Origin of the sequence: Ideonella alba (assembly GCF_018069845.1) — a bacterium.
Classification (GTDB): domain Bacteria; phylum Pseudomonadota; class Gammaproteobacteria; order Burkholderiales; family Burkholderiaceae_C; genus Ideonella; species Ideonella alba.
Genome location: NZ_JAGQDD010000002.1, coordinates 127,912 through 142,984, shown reverse-complemented (window position 1 = coordinate 142,984; position 15,073 = coordinate 127,912). Strand labels below are relative to the sequence as shown.

15 protein-coding genes are annotated in these 15,073 nt (G+C 71.2%); 9 read left to right on the top strand and 6 right to left on the bottom strand.

All coding sequences use genetic code 11. The features are described from left to right. The first annotated feature begins 11 nt into the window (after window positions 1-11). The 4 genes from KAK03_RS04320 to KAK03_RS04305 all read left to right on the top strand — a co-directional run bounded on the left by KAK03_RS04320 (window position 12) and on the right by KAK03_RS04305 (window position 4,490). Complete coding sequence (locus KAK03_RS04320) at window positions 12-1,601, top strand: methyl-accepting chemotaxis protein (RefSeq protein ID WP_210851954.1); 1,590 nt, start codon at window positions 12-14, stop codon at window positions 1,599-1,601. A 37-nt stretch (window positions 1,602-1,638) separates the two neighbouring features. Continuing rightward, on the top strand, window positions 1,639-2,091 hold the full coding sequence (locus KAK03_RS04315) for a cache domain-containing protein (protein WP_210851953.1): 453 nt from the start codon (window positions 1,639-1,641) through the stop codon (window positions 2,089-2,091). A gap of 58 nt (window positions 2,092-2,149) precedes the next feature. Beyond that, window positions 2,150-3,868, top strand: coding sequence for a methyl-accepting chemotaxis protein (locus tag KAK03_RS25350; protein WP_210851952.1), 1,719 nt, complete (start codon window positions 2,150-2,152; stop codon window positions 3,866-3,868). Window positions 3,869-3,944: 76 nt separating this feature from the next. Continuing rightward, on the top strand, window positions 3,945-4,490 hold the full coding sequence (locus KAK03_RS04305) for a chemotaxis protein CheW (protein WP_210851951.1): 546 nt from the start codon (window positions 3,945-3,947) through the stop codon (window positions 4,488-4,490). Between the two features lie 48 nt (window positions 4,491-4,538). Here KAK03_RS04305 and KAK03_RS04300 read toward each other — a convergent pair whose 3' ends face one another. After that, complete coding sequence (locus KAK03_RS04300) at window positions 4,539-5,060, bottom strand: GyrI-like domain-containing protein (RefSeq protein WP_210851950.1); 522 nt, start codon at window positions 5,058-5,060, stop codon at window positions 4,539-4,541. A gap of 47 nt (window positions 5,061-5,107) precedes the next feature. Here KAK03_RS04300 and KAK03_RS04295 point away from each other — a divergent pair, with 47 nt between their 5' ends. Both KAK03_RS04295 and KAK03_RS04290 read left to right on the top strand, forming a co-directional pair. Next, window positions 5,108-5,593 (top strand): RidA family protein, encoded by a 486-nt coding sequence (locus KAK03_RS04295; RefSeq protein WP_210851949.1) that lies wholly within the window; start codon window positions 5,108-5,110, stop codon window positions 5,591-5,593. Window positions 5,594-5,660: 67 nt separating this feature from the next. Further along, a complete protein-coding gene (locus KAK03_RS04290) occupies window positions 5,661-6,692 on the top strand; it encodes a histone deacetylase family protein (RefSeq protein ID WP_210851948.1) in 1,032 nt (343 codons plus the stop codon). Between the two features lies 1 nt (window position 6,693). On the opposite strand, the gene KAK03_RS04285 is transcribed toward KAK03_RS04290, so the two are convergent. Then, window positions 6,694-7,092 (bottom strand): hypothetical protein, encoded by a 399-nt coding sequence (locus tag KAK03_RS04285; RefSeq protein ID WP_210851947.1) that lies wholly within the window; start codon window positions 7,090-7,092, stop codon window positions 6,694-6,696. 46 nt (window positions 7,093-7,138) lie between these two features. Further along, the gene (locus KAK03_RS04280; protein ID WP_210851946.1) at window positions 7,139-7,531 is read right to left on the bottom strand and encodes a YciI family protein; all 393 of its coding nucleotides are present in this window, start codon (window positions 7,529-7,531) and stop codon (window positions 7,139-7,141) included. 147 nt (window positions 7,532-7,678) lie between these two features. Here KAK03_RS04280 and metG point away from each other — a divergent pair, with 147 nt between their 5' ends. Continuing rightward, the gene (gene metG / locus KAK03_RS04275) at window positions 7,679-9,724 is read left to right on the top strand and encodes a methionine--tRNA ligase (protein WP_210851945.1); all 2,046 of its coding nucleotides are present in this window, start codon (window positions 7,679-7,681) and stop codon (window positions 9,722-9,724) included. Between the two features lie 63 nt (window positions 9,725-9,787). Here the strand turns inward: metG and KAK03_RS25345 are convergent, their stop codons facing one another. After that, window positions 9,788-11,335, bottom strand: coding sequence for a methyl-accepting chemotaxis protein (locus tag KAK03_RS25345; protein ID WP_310738471.1), 1,548 nt, complete (start codon window positions 11,333-11,335; stop codon window positions 9,788-9,790). A gap of 318 nt (window positions 11,336-11,653) precedes the next feature. Between KAK03_RS25345 and KAK03_RS04265 the strand changes: the two genes are divergently transcribed. Then, window positions 11,654-13,315 (top strand): SulP family inorganic anion transporter, encoded by a 1,662-nt coding sequence (locus tag KAK03_RS04265; RefSeq protein WP_210851943.1) that lies wholly within the window; start codon window positions 11,654-11,656, stop codon window positions 13,313-13,315. Window position 13,316: 1 nt separating this feature from the next. Here the strand turns inward: KAK03_RS04265 and KAK03_RS04260 are convergent, their stop codons facing one another. Beyond that, window positions 13,317-13,679, bottom strand: a complete 363-nt coding sequence (locus tag KAK03_RS04260) for a hypothetical protein (RefSeq protein WP_210851942.1) — start codon at window positions 13,677-13,679, stop codon at window positions 13,317-13,319. Between the two features lie 124 nt (window positions 13,680-13,803). Then, complete coding sequence (locus tag KAK03_RS04255; RefSeq protein WP_210851941.1) at window positions 13,804-14,775, bottom strand: CYTH domain-containing protein; 972 nt, start codon at window positions 14,773-14,775, stop codon at window positions 13,804-13,806. A gap of 92 nt (window positions 14,776-14,867) precedes the next feature. Between KAK03_RS04255 and KAK03_RS04250 the strand changes: the two genes are divergently transcribed. Then, on the top strand, window positions 14,868-15,071 hold the full coding sequence (locus tag KAK03_RS04250; RefSeq protein ID WP_210851940.1) for a DUF3460 family protein: 204 nt from the start codon (window positions 14,868-14,870) through the stop codon (window positions 15,069-15,071). Window positions 15,072-15,073: the final 2 nt, after the last annotated feature.

The following is a 15,073-nucleotide window of genomic DNA, read 5'->3' as shown; positions in this document are numbered from 1 at the left end:
GCCGCCGACCCATGACGCTCAAACTCTCGACCCGGCTGTGGACGCCGACCCTGGTGTTGATCGTGATGCTTGTGGTGATGAGTGTCATCGCCGCCGTGCGCACCCGCAGCCTGATCGAGGCTGCCGGACAAGCCTCGCGCGACCAGCAGACCCGCCTGACCCTGGCCCACCAATGGCAGGGCGAGGTCTCGGCCCTGGAGGCCCGTCTGTCGGCCGGTGCGCCGGCCGCGGAACAGCCCGCCCGCATCGAAGCCCTGCGCCAGCGCCTGAGCCCGCTGGCCACCAGTGAGGACGAACGCCGTACCCTGGCCCGTCTGGCCACACTGCCCGCGGACCTGGCCGGCCTGACGCCCTACCGCGCGGCGCTGACCGACCTGGTGACCCTGGAAGAACAGCTGGCCGAGGCCCTGCACGTGCGCACCAGCCAGGAACGCATGCGCACCGTCTGGCTGGTGGCCGGTGTCTCGGTGCTGGTGGCCGCCGCGCTGGCCGTGGCCTCGACGCTGCTGGTGCGCGCCATCTGCCGTCCGCTGGCCGAACTGGCCCGGGCCGCCCGCCAGATCGGCGAGGGGGACCTGCGCGTGCAGCTCGACACCACCCGCCCCGACGAGATCGGCGACGTGATGCGCTCGGTGGTCGCCATGCGCGACGGCCTGCGCCGCACCGTCGGCCAGATGCAGGACAGCGCGGAAAGCATCCACACCGCCAGCCGCGAGGTCGCCAGCGGCAACCTCGACCTGTCGCAGCGCACCGAGCGCGCCGCCGGCTACCTGCAGCGCACCGCGTCGGGCATGCAGCGCCTGAGCGAGACCATGCACCACAGCAGCGCTGCCGCCAGCGACGCCGACCGCCTGGCCCGCGACGCCTCGGACGCCGCCGAACGCGGCGGTGCGTCGATGCAGCAGCTGATGTCGACGATGGAAGAGATCAACCAGTCGAGCCGGCGCATCAGCGACATCATCGGCGTGATCGACGGCATCGCCTTCCAGACCAACATCCTGGCGCTGAACGCCGCGGTGGAAGCCGCACGCGCCGGCGAGCAGGGCCGCGGCTTCGCGGTCGTGGCCTCCGAGGTGCGCACCCTGGCCGGACGATCGGCCGAGGCGGCGCGCGAGATCCGCAGCCTGATCCTCAGCTCCGGCGAGAAAGTCGACAGCGGCACCCAGCAGGTGCGCGAGACCGGCGAGCGCATCGGCGAGCTGGCGGCCGCGGTGACCCATGTGTCGCAGCGCGTGCGCGAGATCACTGTCGATGCCGAACAGCAGAGCAGCGGCATCCTCGAGCTGCATGCCTCCGTGCAGGAACTCGACCAGATGACCCAGCAGAACGCCGCGCTGGTCGAGCAGAGCGCGGCTGCCGCCGACAGCCTGCAGCAGCAGGCCGCCCGCCTGAACCAGGCGGCCAATTCCTTCCACCTGGACGATCGTCCCCGCCTGGCGCCCGCTGCCGCCACCGAGGCATCGCACGCCCGCGCCGCGCGCGAGGTGATCGCACAGGCGCAAAGCCGTGCGCAGTCTGTGCCGCCGGCACCCCTACCCGCCCCCGCCCGCCCATCCAACGCGCCCGGCGCCGGGCCGAGTGATGACTGGGAATCCTTCTGACCCCGCGGCCCTGTCCGCATCCCCCTGGAGACACGCCATGAAGCGCTTCCTCGCCGCCACCCTGCTCCTGCCGATCGCGCTGATCGGCGCCCATGCCGCCGAAGGCGGCGCCACCGAGGCCGATGCCACCGCCATGGTCAAGAAGGGCCTGGCCTTCATCAAGGCCAACGGCAAGGACAAGGGCTACGCCGAGATCACCAGCAAGACCGGCCAGTTCCGCCACCAGGACCTCTACCTGGTGGTCTACGGCATGGACGGCATGGTCCATGCCCACGGCGCCAACGAGAAGATGGTGGGCAAGAACCTGATCGACCTGAAGGACGTGGACGGCAAGGCTTTCGTGCGCGAGCGCGTCGAGCTGGCCAAGGCCAAGCCCAGCTTCTGGCAGGACTACAAGTTCACCAACCCCGAGACCAAGAAGATCGAACCCAAGGCCATGTACTGCGAACGGCTGGACGAGACCATCGTCTGCGGCGGCATCTACAAGTGATGCCGGCCCGGGGCCCGTGGGCTGACACGGTCCGCCTGATTCGACTCTGGAGAACGCGATGAAACTCGGCACCAAGCTGCTGGCCCCCGCCCTGGTCACCGCCCTGGTGGCCCTGGCTGGCGCCGCCGCGGTGGGCGTGGGCAGCCACCTGCAGGCGGCCAAGGCCGCCCGCAACCATGAAACCAGCCTGGGCGAAGTCCGCGCGCTGGCCGATGCCCAGGCCCGTCTGGGCCAGCTGCATTCCTCGGCGTACCGCGGCATCAGCATCATCGGCTCGATCGACGAGGCCGGGCTCAAGTCCCTGATGGAGGGCATTGCCAACGGCAGCAAGGCGATCGACGACAGCCTGTCGCAGACGATTGACCCGTCCGACCTGGGCGACTCCCCGGTCACCGTGCCCAAGGTGCAGACGGCCCTGGCCACCTATGCCAAGCAGGCCACGCAGGCCCTGGACCTGGCCTCGGTCGACCCCAACACCGGCATCGCGGCCATGCAAGGCGCCGACGCGGCCTACAAGGAGCTGGCGGCGCAGCTGGTCGAGATGCAGAAGGCCATCCTGGCCACCAGCCGGACCGAGCAGGCGGCAGACCTGGCCGCCAACGACCGCATCACCATCGCCCTGCTGGTGGCCACGCTGCTGCTGACCGGTGCGGCCGTGGGCGTGGGCGCCCGGCTGCTGGTCAGCGTGGCCCGCGCGTTGTCGCGCGCCTCGCACGCCGCCGAGTCGGTCGCCGAAGGCGACCTGACGGTGCGCGTGGACACCGACCGCCAGGACGAGATCGGCGCACTGCAGCGCAGCCTGGCGCGCATGGTCGAGCGCCTGCAGTCGTCGATGCAGCAGGTGCGCCAGGCGGCCGACAGCATCGCCAGCGTCAGCAGCGAGATCGCCACCGGCAACCAGGACCTGTCGCAGCGCACGGAAACCGCCGCCAGCCAGCTGCAGCAGACCGCGTCGTCGATGACCCAGCTCACCGAGTCGGTGCGCCAGGGCACCGACGCCGCCGCCCAGGCCAACCAGCTCGCCAGCTCGGCCAGCTCGGTGGCCCAGCGCGGTGGCGAGGTGGTGGCCCAGGTGGTCAGCACGATGGACGAGATCCACCAGGCCTCGCGCAAGATCGCCGACATCATCGGCGTGATCGACGGCATCGCCTTCCAGACCAACATCCTGGCGCTCAACGCCGCGGTGGAAGCCGCGCGTGCCGGTGAGCAGGGCCGTGGCTTTGCGGTGGTGGCCGGCGAGGTGCGCAGCCTGGCCGGCCGCTCGGCCGACGCCGCGCGCGAGATCAAGGCGCTGATCGCGGCCTCGGTGGAGAAGGTCGAGAGCGGCTCGCGCCTGGTCCAGGAGGCCGGCACCACGATGACCGAGATCGTCGGCTCCTCGCAGCGCGTCACCGACATCATTGCCGAGATCACCGCCCACAGCGGCGAGCAGCGCGACGGCATCGGCCAGATCAGCCTGGCCGTCGGCCAGCTCGACCAGATGACCCAGCAGAACGCGGCGCTGGTGGAGCAAAGCGCGGCCGCTGCCGACAGCATGCGCACCCAGGCCAATGGCCTGGCCAACCTGGTGGGCAGCTTCCGCCTGCCGGGGCATGTGGCCACGCCGCTCACCTTGGCCGCCAGCGCGCCGGCGCAGGCGCCGTCACGGCCCGTGCCGCGGCCGGCGCCGAAGGCGGCGCCCGCCCCGGCCACCCCGATGGCGGCCGCCCGCCCGTCGGCGATGCCCGTCCCCGCCCTGGCCGGCGCCAGCGGCGACGGCGACTGGGAAACCTTCTGACACCGCCGCTCAAGTGTGCCCGCCAACGGCCGATGAACCCTTCTGAACCCCTGAACCGCCCTCCAAGGACCTCGCCATGGACATGATCACCGAAGCCCGCCACGTGGCCCGCCACGAAGCCGCCCGCAGCGGCCAGGCCGACGCCCGCGGCGCCACCGCCGCCGCCACTGCCCACGGCGAGTTCCTGACCTTCCGCCTGGGCGGCGAGGAGTACGGCATCGACATCCTGCGGGTGCAGGAAATCCGCAGCTACGAGCAGCCCACCCGCATCGCCAATGCGCCCGAGTTCATCAAGGGCGTGGTCAACCTGCGCGGCGTGATCGTGCCGATCATCGACCTGCGGGTGAAGCTCAACTGCCCCAGCGCCGAGTTCAATGCCTTCACCGTGGTGATCGTGCTGAACATCCGCGGCCGCGTGGTGGGGGCGGTGGTGGATGCGGTGTCGGACGTGCTGGAGCTGGGCGGCGACGCCATCAAGCCGGCGCCGATGATGAATGCCCAGGTCGACATGTCCTACATCACCGGCATCGCCAACGTCGGCGAGCGCATGCTGATCCTGATGGACATCCAGGCCCTGATGTCCTCGGCCGACATGGGTCTGATCAGCGACGCGGCCGCCTGAGGCCTTCGTCACCCTGCCACGGGCCGCCTTCGGGCGGCCCGCGTCGTTTCAGACCGGCACCCAGATCTCGGTGCGCAGCGCCTGGGCCGGCGTGTCACGGCGGTCATCGACCATCAGGTCCAGCGGCGCCGCCCTGGCCTGCAGGCCCATGGCGGGCAAGGCCGTGTCGAAGACCTCGCGCCAGGCCTGGGCCAGCGTGTCTTGCGGCCCCTCGTGGCCGAACACCGCGTATCGGCCGCTGGCCAGCGGCCACCAAGCCAGCGAGCCGTGCATCGTCACCGCCGGGCGCTCGCCGGCGCCCTGCCCGGTGCGCAGGTCATGGCCGAAGAGGTAGCCCGCCACGAAGCGGCAATCGGCATCGTCTGGCCCGCTGGGCACATCGGGGCTGATGCTGATGCAGCTGCGCACCTCCTGGATCCGGCCAGCCAGCCGGGTCGCGCGGGCCAGCTCGCCAAAAGCCTCGGCCGAGGCACGGCTGAAGCGGCCCTCCTCCATGCCGCGTGCCGTGGCAGTCAGGGCGGCCAGGCCGGCGGGCAGCTCGGCGAAACGGATGAATCGAGGGCCGTTCATGGTGAAGTGCCGGACATTCTCGCCCCAGCCACGGCGAGAATCGGGCAATGCCCTCCGACCGCGACCAACGTCTGCTGGACCGGGCCCGCGCCCTGGGTCTGGACCCCGATGCCCCCCTGCTGGTGGGCGGCAACTACCAGCCCCTGCTGCTGCATGCCGGCATCGCCCACGTGAGCGGCCAGGTGCCGCGCATCGGCCAGCAGGTGGTGGTCACCGGTCCGGCAGAGGCAGTCGGGCTGGACGAGGCCCGCCGCGCCGCCTGCATCGGCGCACTGCGCGCGCTGGCGCTGCTGCGCCAGCAGCTGGGCAGCCTCGACGCTGTGGCGCAGCTGCTGCGGGTGGGCGTCTACGTGCAGGCCGGGCCAGGCTTCAGCCAGCACTCAGAGGTGGCCGACGCCGCCTCGGAGCTGCTGGTGGCGGTGCTGGGCCAGGCCGGCCGTCACGCCCGCACGACCATCGGGGTCGCCTCGCTGCCGAAGAACGCGACGGTGGAGTTGGAGCTGCAGGCGGCGCTGGTGGCGCCTTTGGACTGAACCCGATCGGCCGCACAGCCGGCCACCCCGGCGGGCTCATGGTCGGCGCGAGGGCAGAATCCACGGCATGCTCTGCGTCCACTCCCCCCTGCACCGTGGCCATGCCGGCACCCACGAAATCTACCGTGGCGAGCTGGTGCCCTGCTTTGAAAAGCCCGAGCGCGCCGATTTCGTGCTGCAGGCCTTCCAGCGCGCCGGGCTGGGCGAGGTGCGTGCGCCCGACGACCACGGCCTGGCGCCGATCGAGCGCATCCACGCGCCGCGCTACCTGGCCTTCCTGGCACGGGTGTGGGACGCCTGGGCCGCGCAGGGCGGCACGCGCGACCTGCTGCCGGCCGTGTGGCCGACGCGCGGCTTTCGCGACGACATCGAGCCTGACAACCTGGTGGCCCAGCTGGGCCTGTACTCCTTCGACAGCGGCAGCCCGATCACCGCCGGCACCTGGACGGCGGCGCTGGCCGGTGCCCACTGCGCGCTGACGGCCCAGGCCGCGGTGGCGCAGGGCGCCCGCGCTGCGTTCTCGCTGGCCCGGCCGCCCGGCCACCATGCCGGCACCGACTTCTACGGTGGCTACTGCTTCCTGAACCATGCCGCCATCGCGGCGCAGGCCTTTGTCGATGGCGGCGCCGCCCGGGTGGCGCTGCTGGACGTGGACTACCACCATGGCAACGGCACGCAGCAGATCTTCTACGACCGGTCGGACGTGCTGTTCCAGAGCATCCACGGCGACCCGCGCACCGAGTACCCGTTCTACCTGGGCCACGCCGACGAGACCGGCGCGGGCGCCGGGCTGGGCTTCAACGCCAACTACCCGCTGCCCGCCGGCAGCGACAACACGCGCTGGTTCGAGGCGCTGGAAGCGGCCTGCCGCCGCATCACCGCCCATGGCGCCGAGGCGCTGGTGGTCTCACTGGGCGTGGACACCTTCGAGGGCGACCCGATCTCGCGTTTCCACCTGCGCGGCCCCGAGTTCACCCGCCTGGGCACGCGCCTGGCCGCGCTGGGCCTGCCCACGGTGTTCGTGCTGGAAGGCGGTTACGCGGTGGCCGAGATCGGCGACAACGTGGTGAGCGTGCTGCAGGGCTTCGAGGGCGGCTGAATCAGGCCCCGCCCCGCAGGACCGAGGTCAGCCACGGCGTTGTGAACAGCGCGCCCAGGCCCAGCAGCAGCAGGTTGCCGTGGCGCGGATCCAGATCCTGCAGCGCCACGCGCCAGGACCGGCGCATCACCCAGCGCAGCAAGGCCAGGTCGAAGGCGGCCATGAACAGCGCCAGCACCGCGCCCAGCACCAGGTGCGGCGCCGCACCCTGCAGACCGAAACCAGGCACCCGACACCAGCACAGTGCGAAGGCCAGCAGCGACCCACTCAGGACGCTCCAGCGCTGGGCGCGCTGCTTGCCCAGGCGCGGCGCCACCCACAGCGTGCGGGCGATGCCGTGCAGGGTCTCGGCCGAGGCCAGCAGCAGGCACAGGGCCAGGGTGTCGATCAGCAGGTGCATCGCCGGTGATCGTGCCCGACCGGCCCGCCCCGCGGCTTGCCGCGGCTCAAGCCGTGCCGCGCATGCCGATCAGCCAGGGTCGCAGCTCGGCCGTCAGCAGCCCCGACTGCACCGCCGGGTCAGACTGGGCGTGCGCGCGCACCTCGGCCTCGGGCACGCCGGCCGCCGCGATCATCATGCCGCCGGCCGACCCGTCCATGAACGGGCCGCCCAGGGCCAGCTTGCCCTCCTGTTGCCAGCGGCGGTAGTGGGCAATGTGGGTGTCCAGGCCCGGTTGCTCGAACAGGCTGACCCCGGGCTGCCAGGCCGGCCCCGGGCGGTGCACGACCACCCAGCGCTGGTCGCGCGCGGGCGGCGCAGTCTGGGCCTCGGCCGGGGACAGGGCGGCGGCGGACAACAGGCCGGCGGCGGCGCGCAGGCTGGTTCGGCGGGTGCTCATGGCGGTGGTCCTTCCTGGCCTCCAGGGTGCCGCGCGGTGATGACCCTGTCCATCCCCTGCGCGCCGTAAAATCAGCGGTTTCCTGCGGCGCCGGGCCCTGCAGGCGGGCCGCCGGCCCGCGTGGAGCCCGGTGCCCCTGGCCGCACCATGACCCGCAAGCTCTTCGTCACCACCGCCCTGCCCTACGCCAACGCCCCGTTCCACATCGGGCACATGATGGAGTACATCCAGGCCGACATCTGGGTGCGGGCGCAGCGCATGAAGGGCCACGAAGTGCACTTCGTCGGCGCCGACGATGCCCATGGCGCGCCGATCATGATCGCCGCCGAGAAGGCCGGCAAGACGCCGCAGCAGTTCGTCGCCGAGGTGGCCGCCGGCCGCCCGCAGTACCTGAACGGCTTTCACATCAGCTTCGACAACTGGCACTCGACCGACGGGCCCGAGAACCACCAGCTGGCGCAGGACATCTACCGCGGCCTGCGCGACAACGGCCTGATCGACGTGAAGACGATCGAGCAGTTCTTCGATCCCGACAAGGGCATGTTCCTGCCCGACCGCTTCATCAAGGGCGAGTGCCCCAAGTGCGGCGCCAAGGACCAATACGGCGACAGCTGCGAGGTCTGCGGCGCGGTCTACGCGCCCACCGAGCTGAAGAACCCGTATTCGGCACTGTCGGGCGCGACGCCGGTGCTCAAGACCTCGGACCACTACTTCTTCCGCCTGTCCGACCCGCGCTGCGTGGGCTTTCTGGAGCAGTGGACGCACGAGCCGGGCCGCCTGCAGCCCGAGGTGCTCAACAAGATCAAGGAGTGGTTCGCCAAGGACGAGCAGGGCCAGGGCGGCCTGGGCGACTGGGACATCAGCCGCGACGCGCCCTACTTCGGCATCGAGATCCCGGATGCGCCGGGCAAGTACTTCTATGTCTGGCTGGACGCGCCGATCGGCTACCTGGCCTCGCTGAAGAACTACTTCGGCAAGAAGGGCCTGGACTACGACGCCTTCTTCCGCGACCCGGCGGTGGAGCAGGTGCATTTCATCGGCAAGGACATCACCTACTTCCACACCCTGTTCTGGCCGGCGATGCTGCACTTCAGCGGCCGCAAGACGCCCGACAAGGTCAATGTGCACGGCTTCATCACCGTCAACGGCGGCGAGAAGATGAGCAAGAGCCGCGGCACCGGCATCAGCCCGCTGAAGTACCTGGAACTGGGCATGCACCCCGAGTGGCTGCGCTACTACATCGCCGCCAAGCTCAACGCCCGGGTCGAGGACATCGACTTCAACCCCGATGACTTCATCGCCCGCGTCAATTCCGACCTGGTGGGCAAGTACATCAACATCGCCAGTCGCGCCGCGGGTTTCCTCAGCAAGCGCTTCGGCGGTCGCCTGAGCGCCGACCTGGGCGTCGAAGGTCGCACCCTGCTGGATACCCTGCGCGCGCACCGCAGCGCGGTGGAGGCCCTGTACGAGGAGCGCGAGTTCGGCAAGGCGCTGCGCGAGATCATGGCGCTGGCCGACAAGGTCAACGAGTACGTTGACACCCACAAGCCCTGGGAGCTGGCCAAGAAGGACGGCGCCGACGCCGCGCTGCACGATGTCTGCAGCACCTGCATCGAGGCCTTCCGCCTGCTGAGCATCTACCTCAAGCCGGTGCTGCCGGCCCTGGTGGCGCAGGTCGAGGCCTTCCTGAAGGTCGAGCCCTTCGCGTTCGCCGATGCCGCGCGCGCACTGGGCGGCCACGTGATCGGCGAGTACAAGCACCTGATGCAACGCGTGGACGCCAAGCTGCTCGACGAGTTGCTGGCGCCGCCGCCGGCGCCGAAGGTGGTGCCGGGCGGCGAGGAATTGGCGCCCGAGATCAGAATAGACGACTTCACCAAGGTCGATCTGCGCATCGCCAGGATCGTCAACGCCGAGCCTGTGGACGGCAGCGACAAGCTGCTGCGTCTGACGCTGGACGTGGGCGAGGGGCGCACCCGCAACGTGTTCAGCGGCATCAAGAGCGCCTACCGGCCCGAGGACCTGGTGGGCAAGCTCACCGTGATGGTGGCCAACCTGGCGCCGCGCAAGATGAAGTTCGGCGTGAGCGAAGGCATGGTGCTGGCCGCCAGCCATGCCGACGAGAAGGCCAACCCAGGCATCTTCGTGCTCGAACCGTTCCCCGGCGCGCAGCCGGGCATGCGGGTGCGCTGAAGGGGCGCCGCCGCCAACGACAAGGGCGCCCCTGGGGCGCCCTTCTTCATGCCGCGCGGCCCGTCAGCGGCCGACGCGGAACACCGCCACCGCCTGCTCCAGGTCCTGGGCCTGGCGGCGCATGGATTCCGCCGCCGCAGCGGCCTGCTCCACCAGCGCGGCGTTCTGCTGGGTCATCCGGTCGATCTCGCTGACCGACTGGCCGACGCTGGCGATGCCGCTGCCCTGCTCGGCGGTGGCGTGGGTGATCTCTGACACCAGCGTGCTGACCCGCTGCACCGAGGCGACGATCTCGTCCATCGTGCGTCCCGCGCCCTCGACCTGCTCGCTGCCCACACGCACCTTGTCGGTGGAGTCGGCGATCAGGTCCTTGATCTCCTTGGCCGCGCCGGCCGAACGCTGCGCCAGGCTGCGCACCTCGCCCGCCACCACCGCGAAGCCGCGGCCCTGCTCGCCGGCGCGCGCCGCCTCGACCGCGGCATTGAGCGCCAGGATGTTGGTCTGGAACGAGATGCCGTCGATCACGCCGATGATCTCCTCGATCCGGCGCGAGGCGGTGTTGATCTGGCCCATGGTGTCGACCACCCGGGCCACGGCCTCGCCGCCGCGCTGGGCCACCTCGCTGGCGGCCTGGGCCAGGGCGTTGGCCTGGCGCGCATGCTCGGCGTTCTGCCGCACCGACACGGTGATCTGGTCCATCGCCGAGGCCGCCGCCTGCACATTGCCGGCCTGCTGCTCGGTGCGCTGCGAGAGGTCGTTGTTCCCCTGCGCCATCTCCGCCGACGCGGTGGCGATGCCGTCGGTGCCCTGACGCACCTGGTGGACAATGCGCTTGAGCGAGTCGGTCATCTCGGCCATCGCCCGCATCAGCGTGGCGAATTCGTCCTGTCCACGCACCTGCACCGGGCGGCTGAGGTCCCCGGCGGCCACCGATTGCGCGACCGCCACCGCCTCGCCCAGCGAGCGGCGGATGTGCCCCAGTGCGCCAAGCGCCACCACCACACCGCCCAGCGCCAGCACCGACACCACGCCCAGCGCCAGCAGGGCCTGCTGGCGGCCGCGGGCGGCGGTCTCGGCGGCTTCGCGCTCCAGGTAGTCGCGCTGCATCCGCACAAAGCCCTGGATGTGTTCGTTGTAGGCCTTCTGCGCCGGCATGAAGGCGGTGTCGAACATGGTGCTGGCGGCGGGCATGTCGCCGACCTTCCGGTACTCGGCCATGTCCTTCAGCGATTGCAGCAGCGCCTCGCGCTTGGGCGTCATCTGCTCGAACCAGACCAGCTCCTCCGGCCGGGTCGCCAGGCCCTTGATCTGGCGGAACAGCTCACCGACCTCCTTCACCTTGGGGCCGATCTCCGGACCGAACAGGGCCGAGATGGCCTCATCGCCCGATTTGTTGACCGCCATGATGCGCACCGAGGTGGACTCGGACAGGGCGGCCCAGCGGTCGACCAGGCGCAGCTTGTCGGACTGCGCGGCCAGTTCGGCCATCATCGCGGTGGTCTGCGACTGCTGCCACAGGTTCAGGCCGGCATTGGCAGCGAGCACCGCCAGCAGCACACCAAAGGCCAGCGTCAGGCGGGCGATCACACCCAGCGAAGAGAAGGTTCTCAAGCGTGTCTCCAGATCAAGGAAGCGGCCGCGACGAGGCGGGCCGCACGGTCCGCTGACCATACCCGGGCCGGTGTCAGGGCAGTCGCCTTAACAGGCGGGCCGAAACCCCGCAAACGCGGCGCCATCACCCCGCCGTCGGCCCGCATTGCCGGCCAGGGCCGCGACGCGCGACAATCCCCCCATGAAACCCGTGGTCATCTGTGAAGCACCGCGCGTCGGCTGGCCGACGCGCCGGCGCCGCTTCATCGCCCGGGTGCACCACTGCGGGCCTCCGGCGCGGGCAGCTCAGCCACCTGCCCCTCATCCACCGGAGTCCCCATGCTGTCTTTCCTCTCGCGTGACCGGCTGCAGCCGTTCCGCCCCCGCCTGCTGAGTGCCCTGCAGGGCTACGACCGCGGGCGTTTCCTGGCCGATCTCGGCGCCGGCCTGACGGTTGGCATCGTCGCCCTGCCGCTGGCCATGGCTTTCGCCATTGCCTCCGGTGTCAAGCCTGAAGCCGGCCTGTTCACCGCCATCATCGCCGGCTTCCTGATCTCGGCGCTGGGCGGCTCGAACGTGCAGATCGGCGGCCCGGCCGGCGCCTTCATCGTCATCGTCTACGGCATCGTCGAGCGCTACGGGCTGGCCAATCTGCTGATCGCCACCTCGCTGGCCGGCCTGCTGCTGTTCCTGATGGGCTGGCTGAAGCTGGGCGCGCTGGTGCGCTACATCCCGGTGTCCATCGTCATCGGCTTCACCAACGGCATCGCGGTGCTGATCGGGCTGAGCCAGCTGAAGGACCTGCTGGGCCTGCAGGTGGCGAAGATGCCGGGGGACTTCTTCTCGCAGATCGCCACGCTGGCGCGCCACCTGGACAGCGTCAACCCCTGGGCCGTGGCGATCGGCCTGGCCTGCCTGGTGCTGGTGGTGGTCTGGCCCAAGAGCTACACCATGCCGGTCGGACCGCTCACCTGGCGCGACAAGTTCCGCCGCCATGCCGCCCAGGTGCCGGGCACGGTGATCGCGCTGGCCGGCGCCACGGCGGTGGCGCAACTGCTGTCGCTGCCGGTGGAGACCATCGGCAGCAAGTTCGGCGGCATCCCGCAGTCGCTGCCCGCCTTCGAGCTGCCCGAGTTCACCTGGGCCACGGCCAAGCAGCTGGTGATCCCGACCATCACCATCGCGCTGCTGGGCGCGATCGAGTCGCTGCTGTGTGCGCGCGTGGCCGACAACATGGCCGAGATCCCGCGCCACGACCCCAACCAGGAGCTGATGGCCCAGGGCGTGGCGAACTTCGTCACGCCCTTCTTCGGCGGCATCCCGGCCACCGGCACGATCGCCCGCACGGTCACCAATGTGCGTGCCGGCGGCCGCACGCCGGTGGCAGGCATGCTGCATGCGCTGACGCTGCTGGTGATCGTGCTGGTGGCGGCGCCGCTGGCCCAGCACGTACCGCTGGCGGCGCTGGCCGGCATTCTGCTGTTCGTGGCCTGGAACATGGGCGAATGGCGCGAGTTCGCGCGGCTGCGCCAGTTCCTGCTGCCCTACCGCACGGTGCTGGTGGGCACCTTCGTGCTGACCGTGGTGTTCGACCTGACGGTGGCGGTGGAGATGGGCCTGCTGGCCGCCTGTGGCTTCTTCATCTACCGCATGGGCACGCTGTTCAGCGTGACCCATGTGCCGCGCGAGGGCCTGCCGCCGGGCAACGAGGTGTTCGAGCTGTTCGGCTCGCTGTTCTTCGGCGCCGTTGGCAAGATCGAGGCGCTGCCCGAGCAGGTGCCCGAGGGCACCCGCACCGTGGTGCTGGAGATGCACCGCCTGGTGTCGATGGACACCTCGGGCCTGGACGCGCTGGAGCAACTGCACACCGCGCTGAAAGGGCGCGGGATCGCGCTGGTGCTGGCCAGTGTGAACCCGCAGCCGCTGGGGCTGATCCAGCGCTCGGGCTTTGCCGCCGAGCTGGGCGCCGAGGCCATCATCCCGGGCGTCGAGGCCCTCTGACTCAGCGCGCCGCGGCAGCCAGCCGGGTGGGGGTGGGCAGGTCGATCCAGGTCACCGACGCAGGCGGCTGCACCAGGAAGTGGTTGGCGTCGACGCCCGTCTGTGCCGCCAGCCGCTGCTGCGCCACGGCCGGGTGGCCGGCGTTGGCATGGCGCACCGGGGTGTCCGTCCGCACCGCCCAGGTCACGGTGGCCGGCGGCTGCACCCGGAAATGGTTGGTGTCGATGCCGGCCTGGGCGGCCAGGCGCTGCTGGGCCACCGCAGGGTGATCGGCGTTGGCATGGCCCGCGGCCTGGGTCGACGCGGCCAGGGCGGACAGGCTGACCAGGGCGGCCAGGACGAAGGGCTTGAGGTGGATGTGCATGGGGGCTCCGAACGGTTGAGGTCTGTGCGGTCCGGCCACTGCCGGCCCGTCCCTCGTACAAACGGATTCCCGCGGGTCGGCTGCGGCCGACCATCCCCCTAGGCCAGGGTGGAGGCTGGGGGGGTCAGAGCGGCTGCGACCAGCCCAGCAGCGCCAGCATCAGCCGGTTGCAGCGCTCGCCGCGGGCCACCCGGGCGGCGGCGCCCACCATCGGCTGGGCATCCAGCGGCGCCAGCAGGGCCACCAGGGTCTCGGCCCAGGCCGGGTCGGGTGGGGCTTCATCGGCCGCCGCACGGCCCAGCACCTGCAGCAGGTCCGCCAGGCCGCGCAGCCAGGCGCTCAGGTGCGGGGCGGCGGCCTCGGCGGTCATGTCCGGGTCGGCCAGCACGCTGGCGCTGGCCAGCACACCCTCCAGCAGCCGGGCCACGGCGGCGCGGGCCGGTACGCTGACTGCCGGGCGCGGCACGGCGCGCGGCGGCGTGGCGGGCAGGCCGCGCGCCAGCAGGTGGCCGCGCTCGGCCTTGCTGCGGGTGTCCAGCCACAGCCCGTGGCGGCCCACCGCCTCGGCCGCCAGGTGCAGCAGCGCCGCCGGCTCGCCGCTGCGCAGCTCGAACTCGATCTCGGCCAGTGGCTGCGAGCGGCCCGAGGCCCGCACCGTTCCCTCATCCAGCGCCAGTTCGACCCAGGCGCCCGAGGGGGTCGGCCAGTCCAGCTGCAGGCGTTGCACGTCAGTCTCGAAGACCACGGCCAGCGGGGCGACGGCGTCCTGCAGCGCGGCCTGCAGCGCTGCGGCCACCGGCGTGCCGGCGTGGCGCGCCAGGTCCACGGCCGGCGGCTGCGGCGCCGGTCCGATGGGGGCGTCGTGCTCCAGGCGGGTCATGACATCGGCGCCCAGGGCCTTGGCGGTCTGCACCCAGCCGCTGTCGCCCTCCAGGCGCAGGCGCAGCGCGGCCCGGGCGGCCGACAGCCGGCCGTCGGGCGTGTCCAGGTAGAGCGCGCGCAGCGGCTGCGGCGTGGCGCCGCGGGCCAGCAGTTCCTCGCGCAGGGCCGGCAGCGCGGCGACGGGGATCTGGAACTTCAGCTCGGTCTCGGTCATCGGGCGATTGTCCGCGTGCGGCGGACGGCCTGAAGGCCCGGTGTCAGCCCCTGGCCTAAAATCAGGGGTTTCGCCGAACCACCCCCCACGCCATGCCGCTCTTCTGGAAGCCCTACCAGTCCGACGCCACCCAGTTCATCAATGAGCTGAAGGCGAAGAAGCCGACGCTCGAATCCGAGCAGCAGGCCGGCCGCTCGCTGCTGTGGGACCGCCCGCAGGACGCCGACGCTGCCGCGGCCTACCGCGCCGCCAAGGTGCCGCAGACCGCCTACGTCTACTTCGCGCAGAAGAAGTGAGC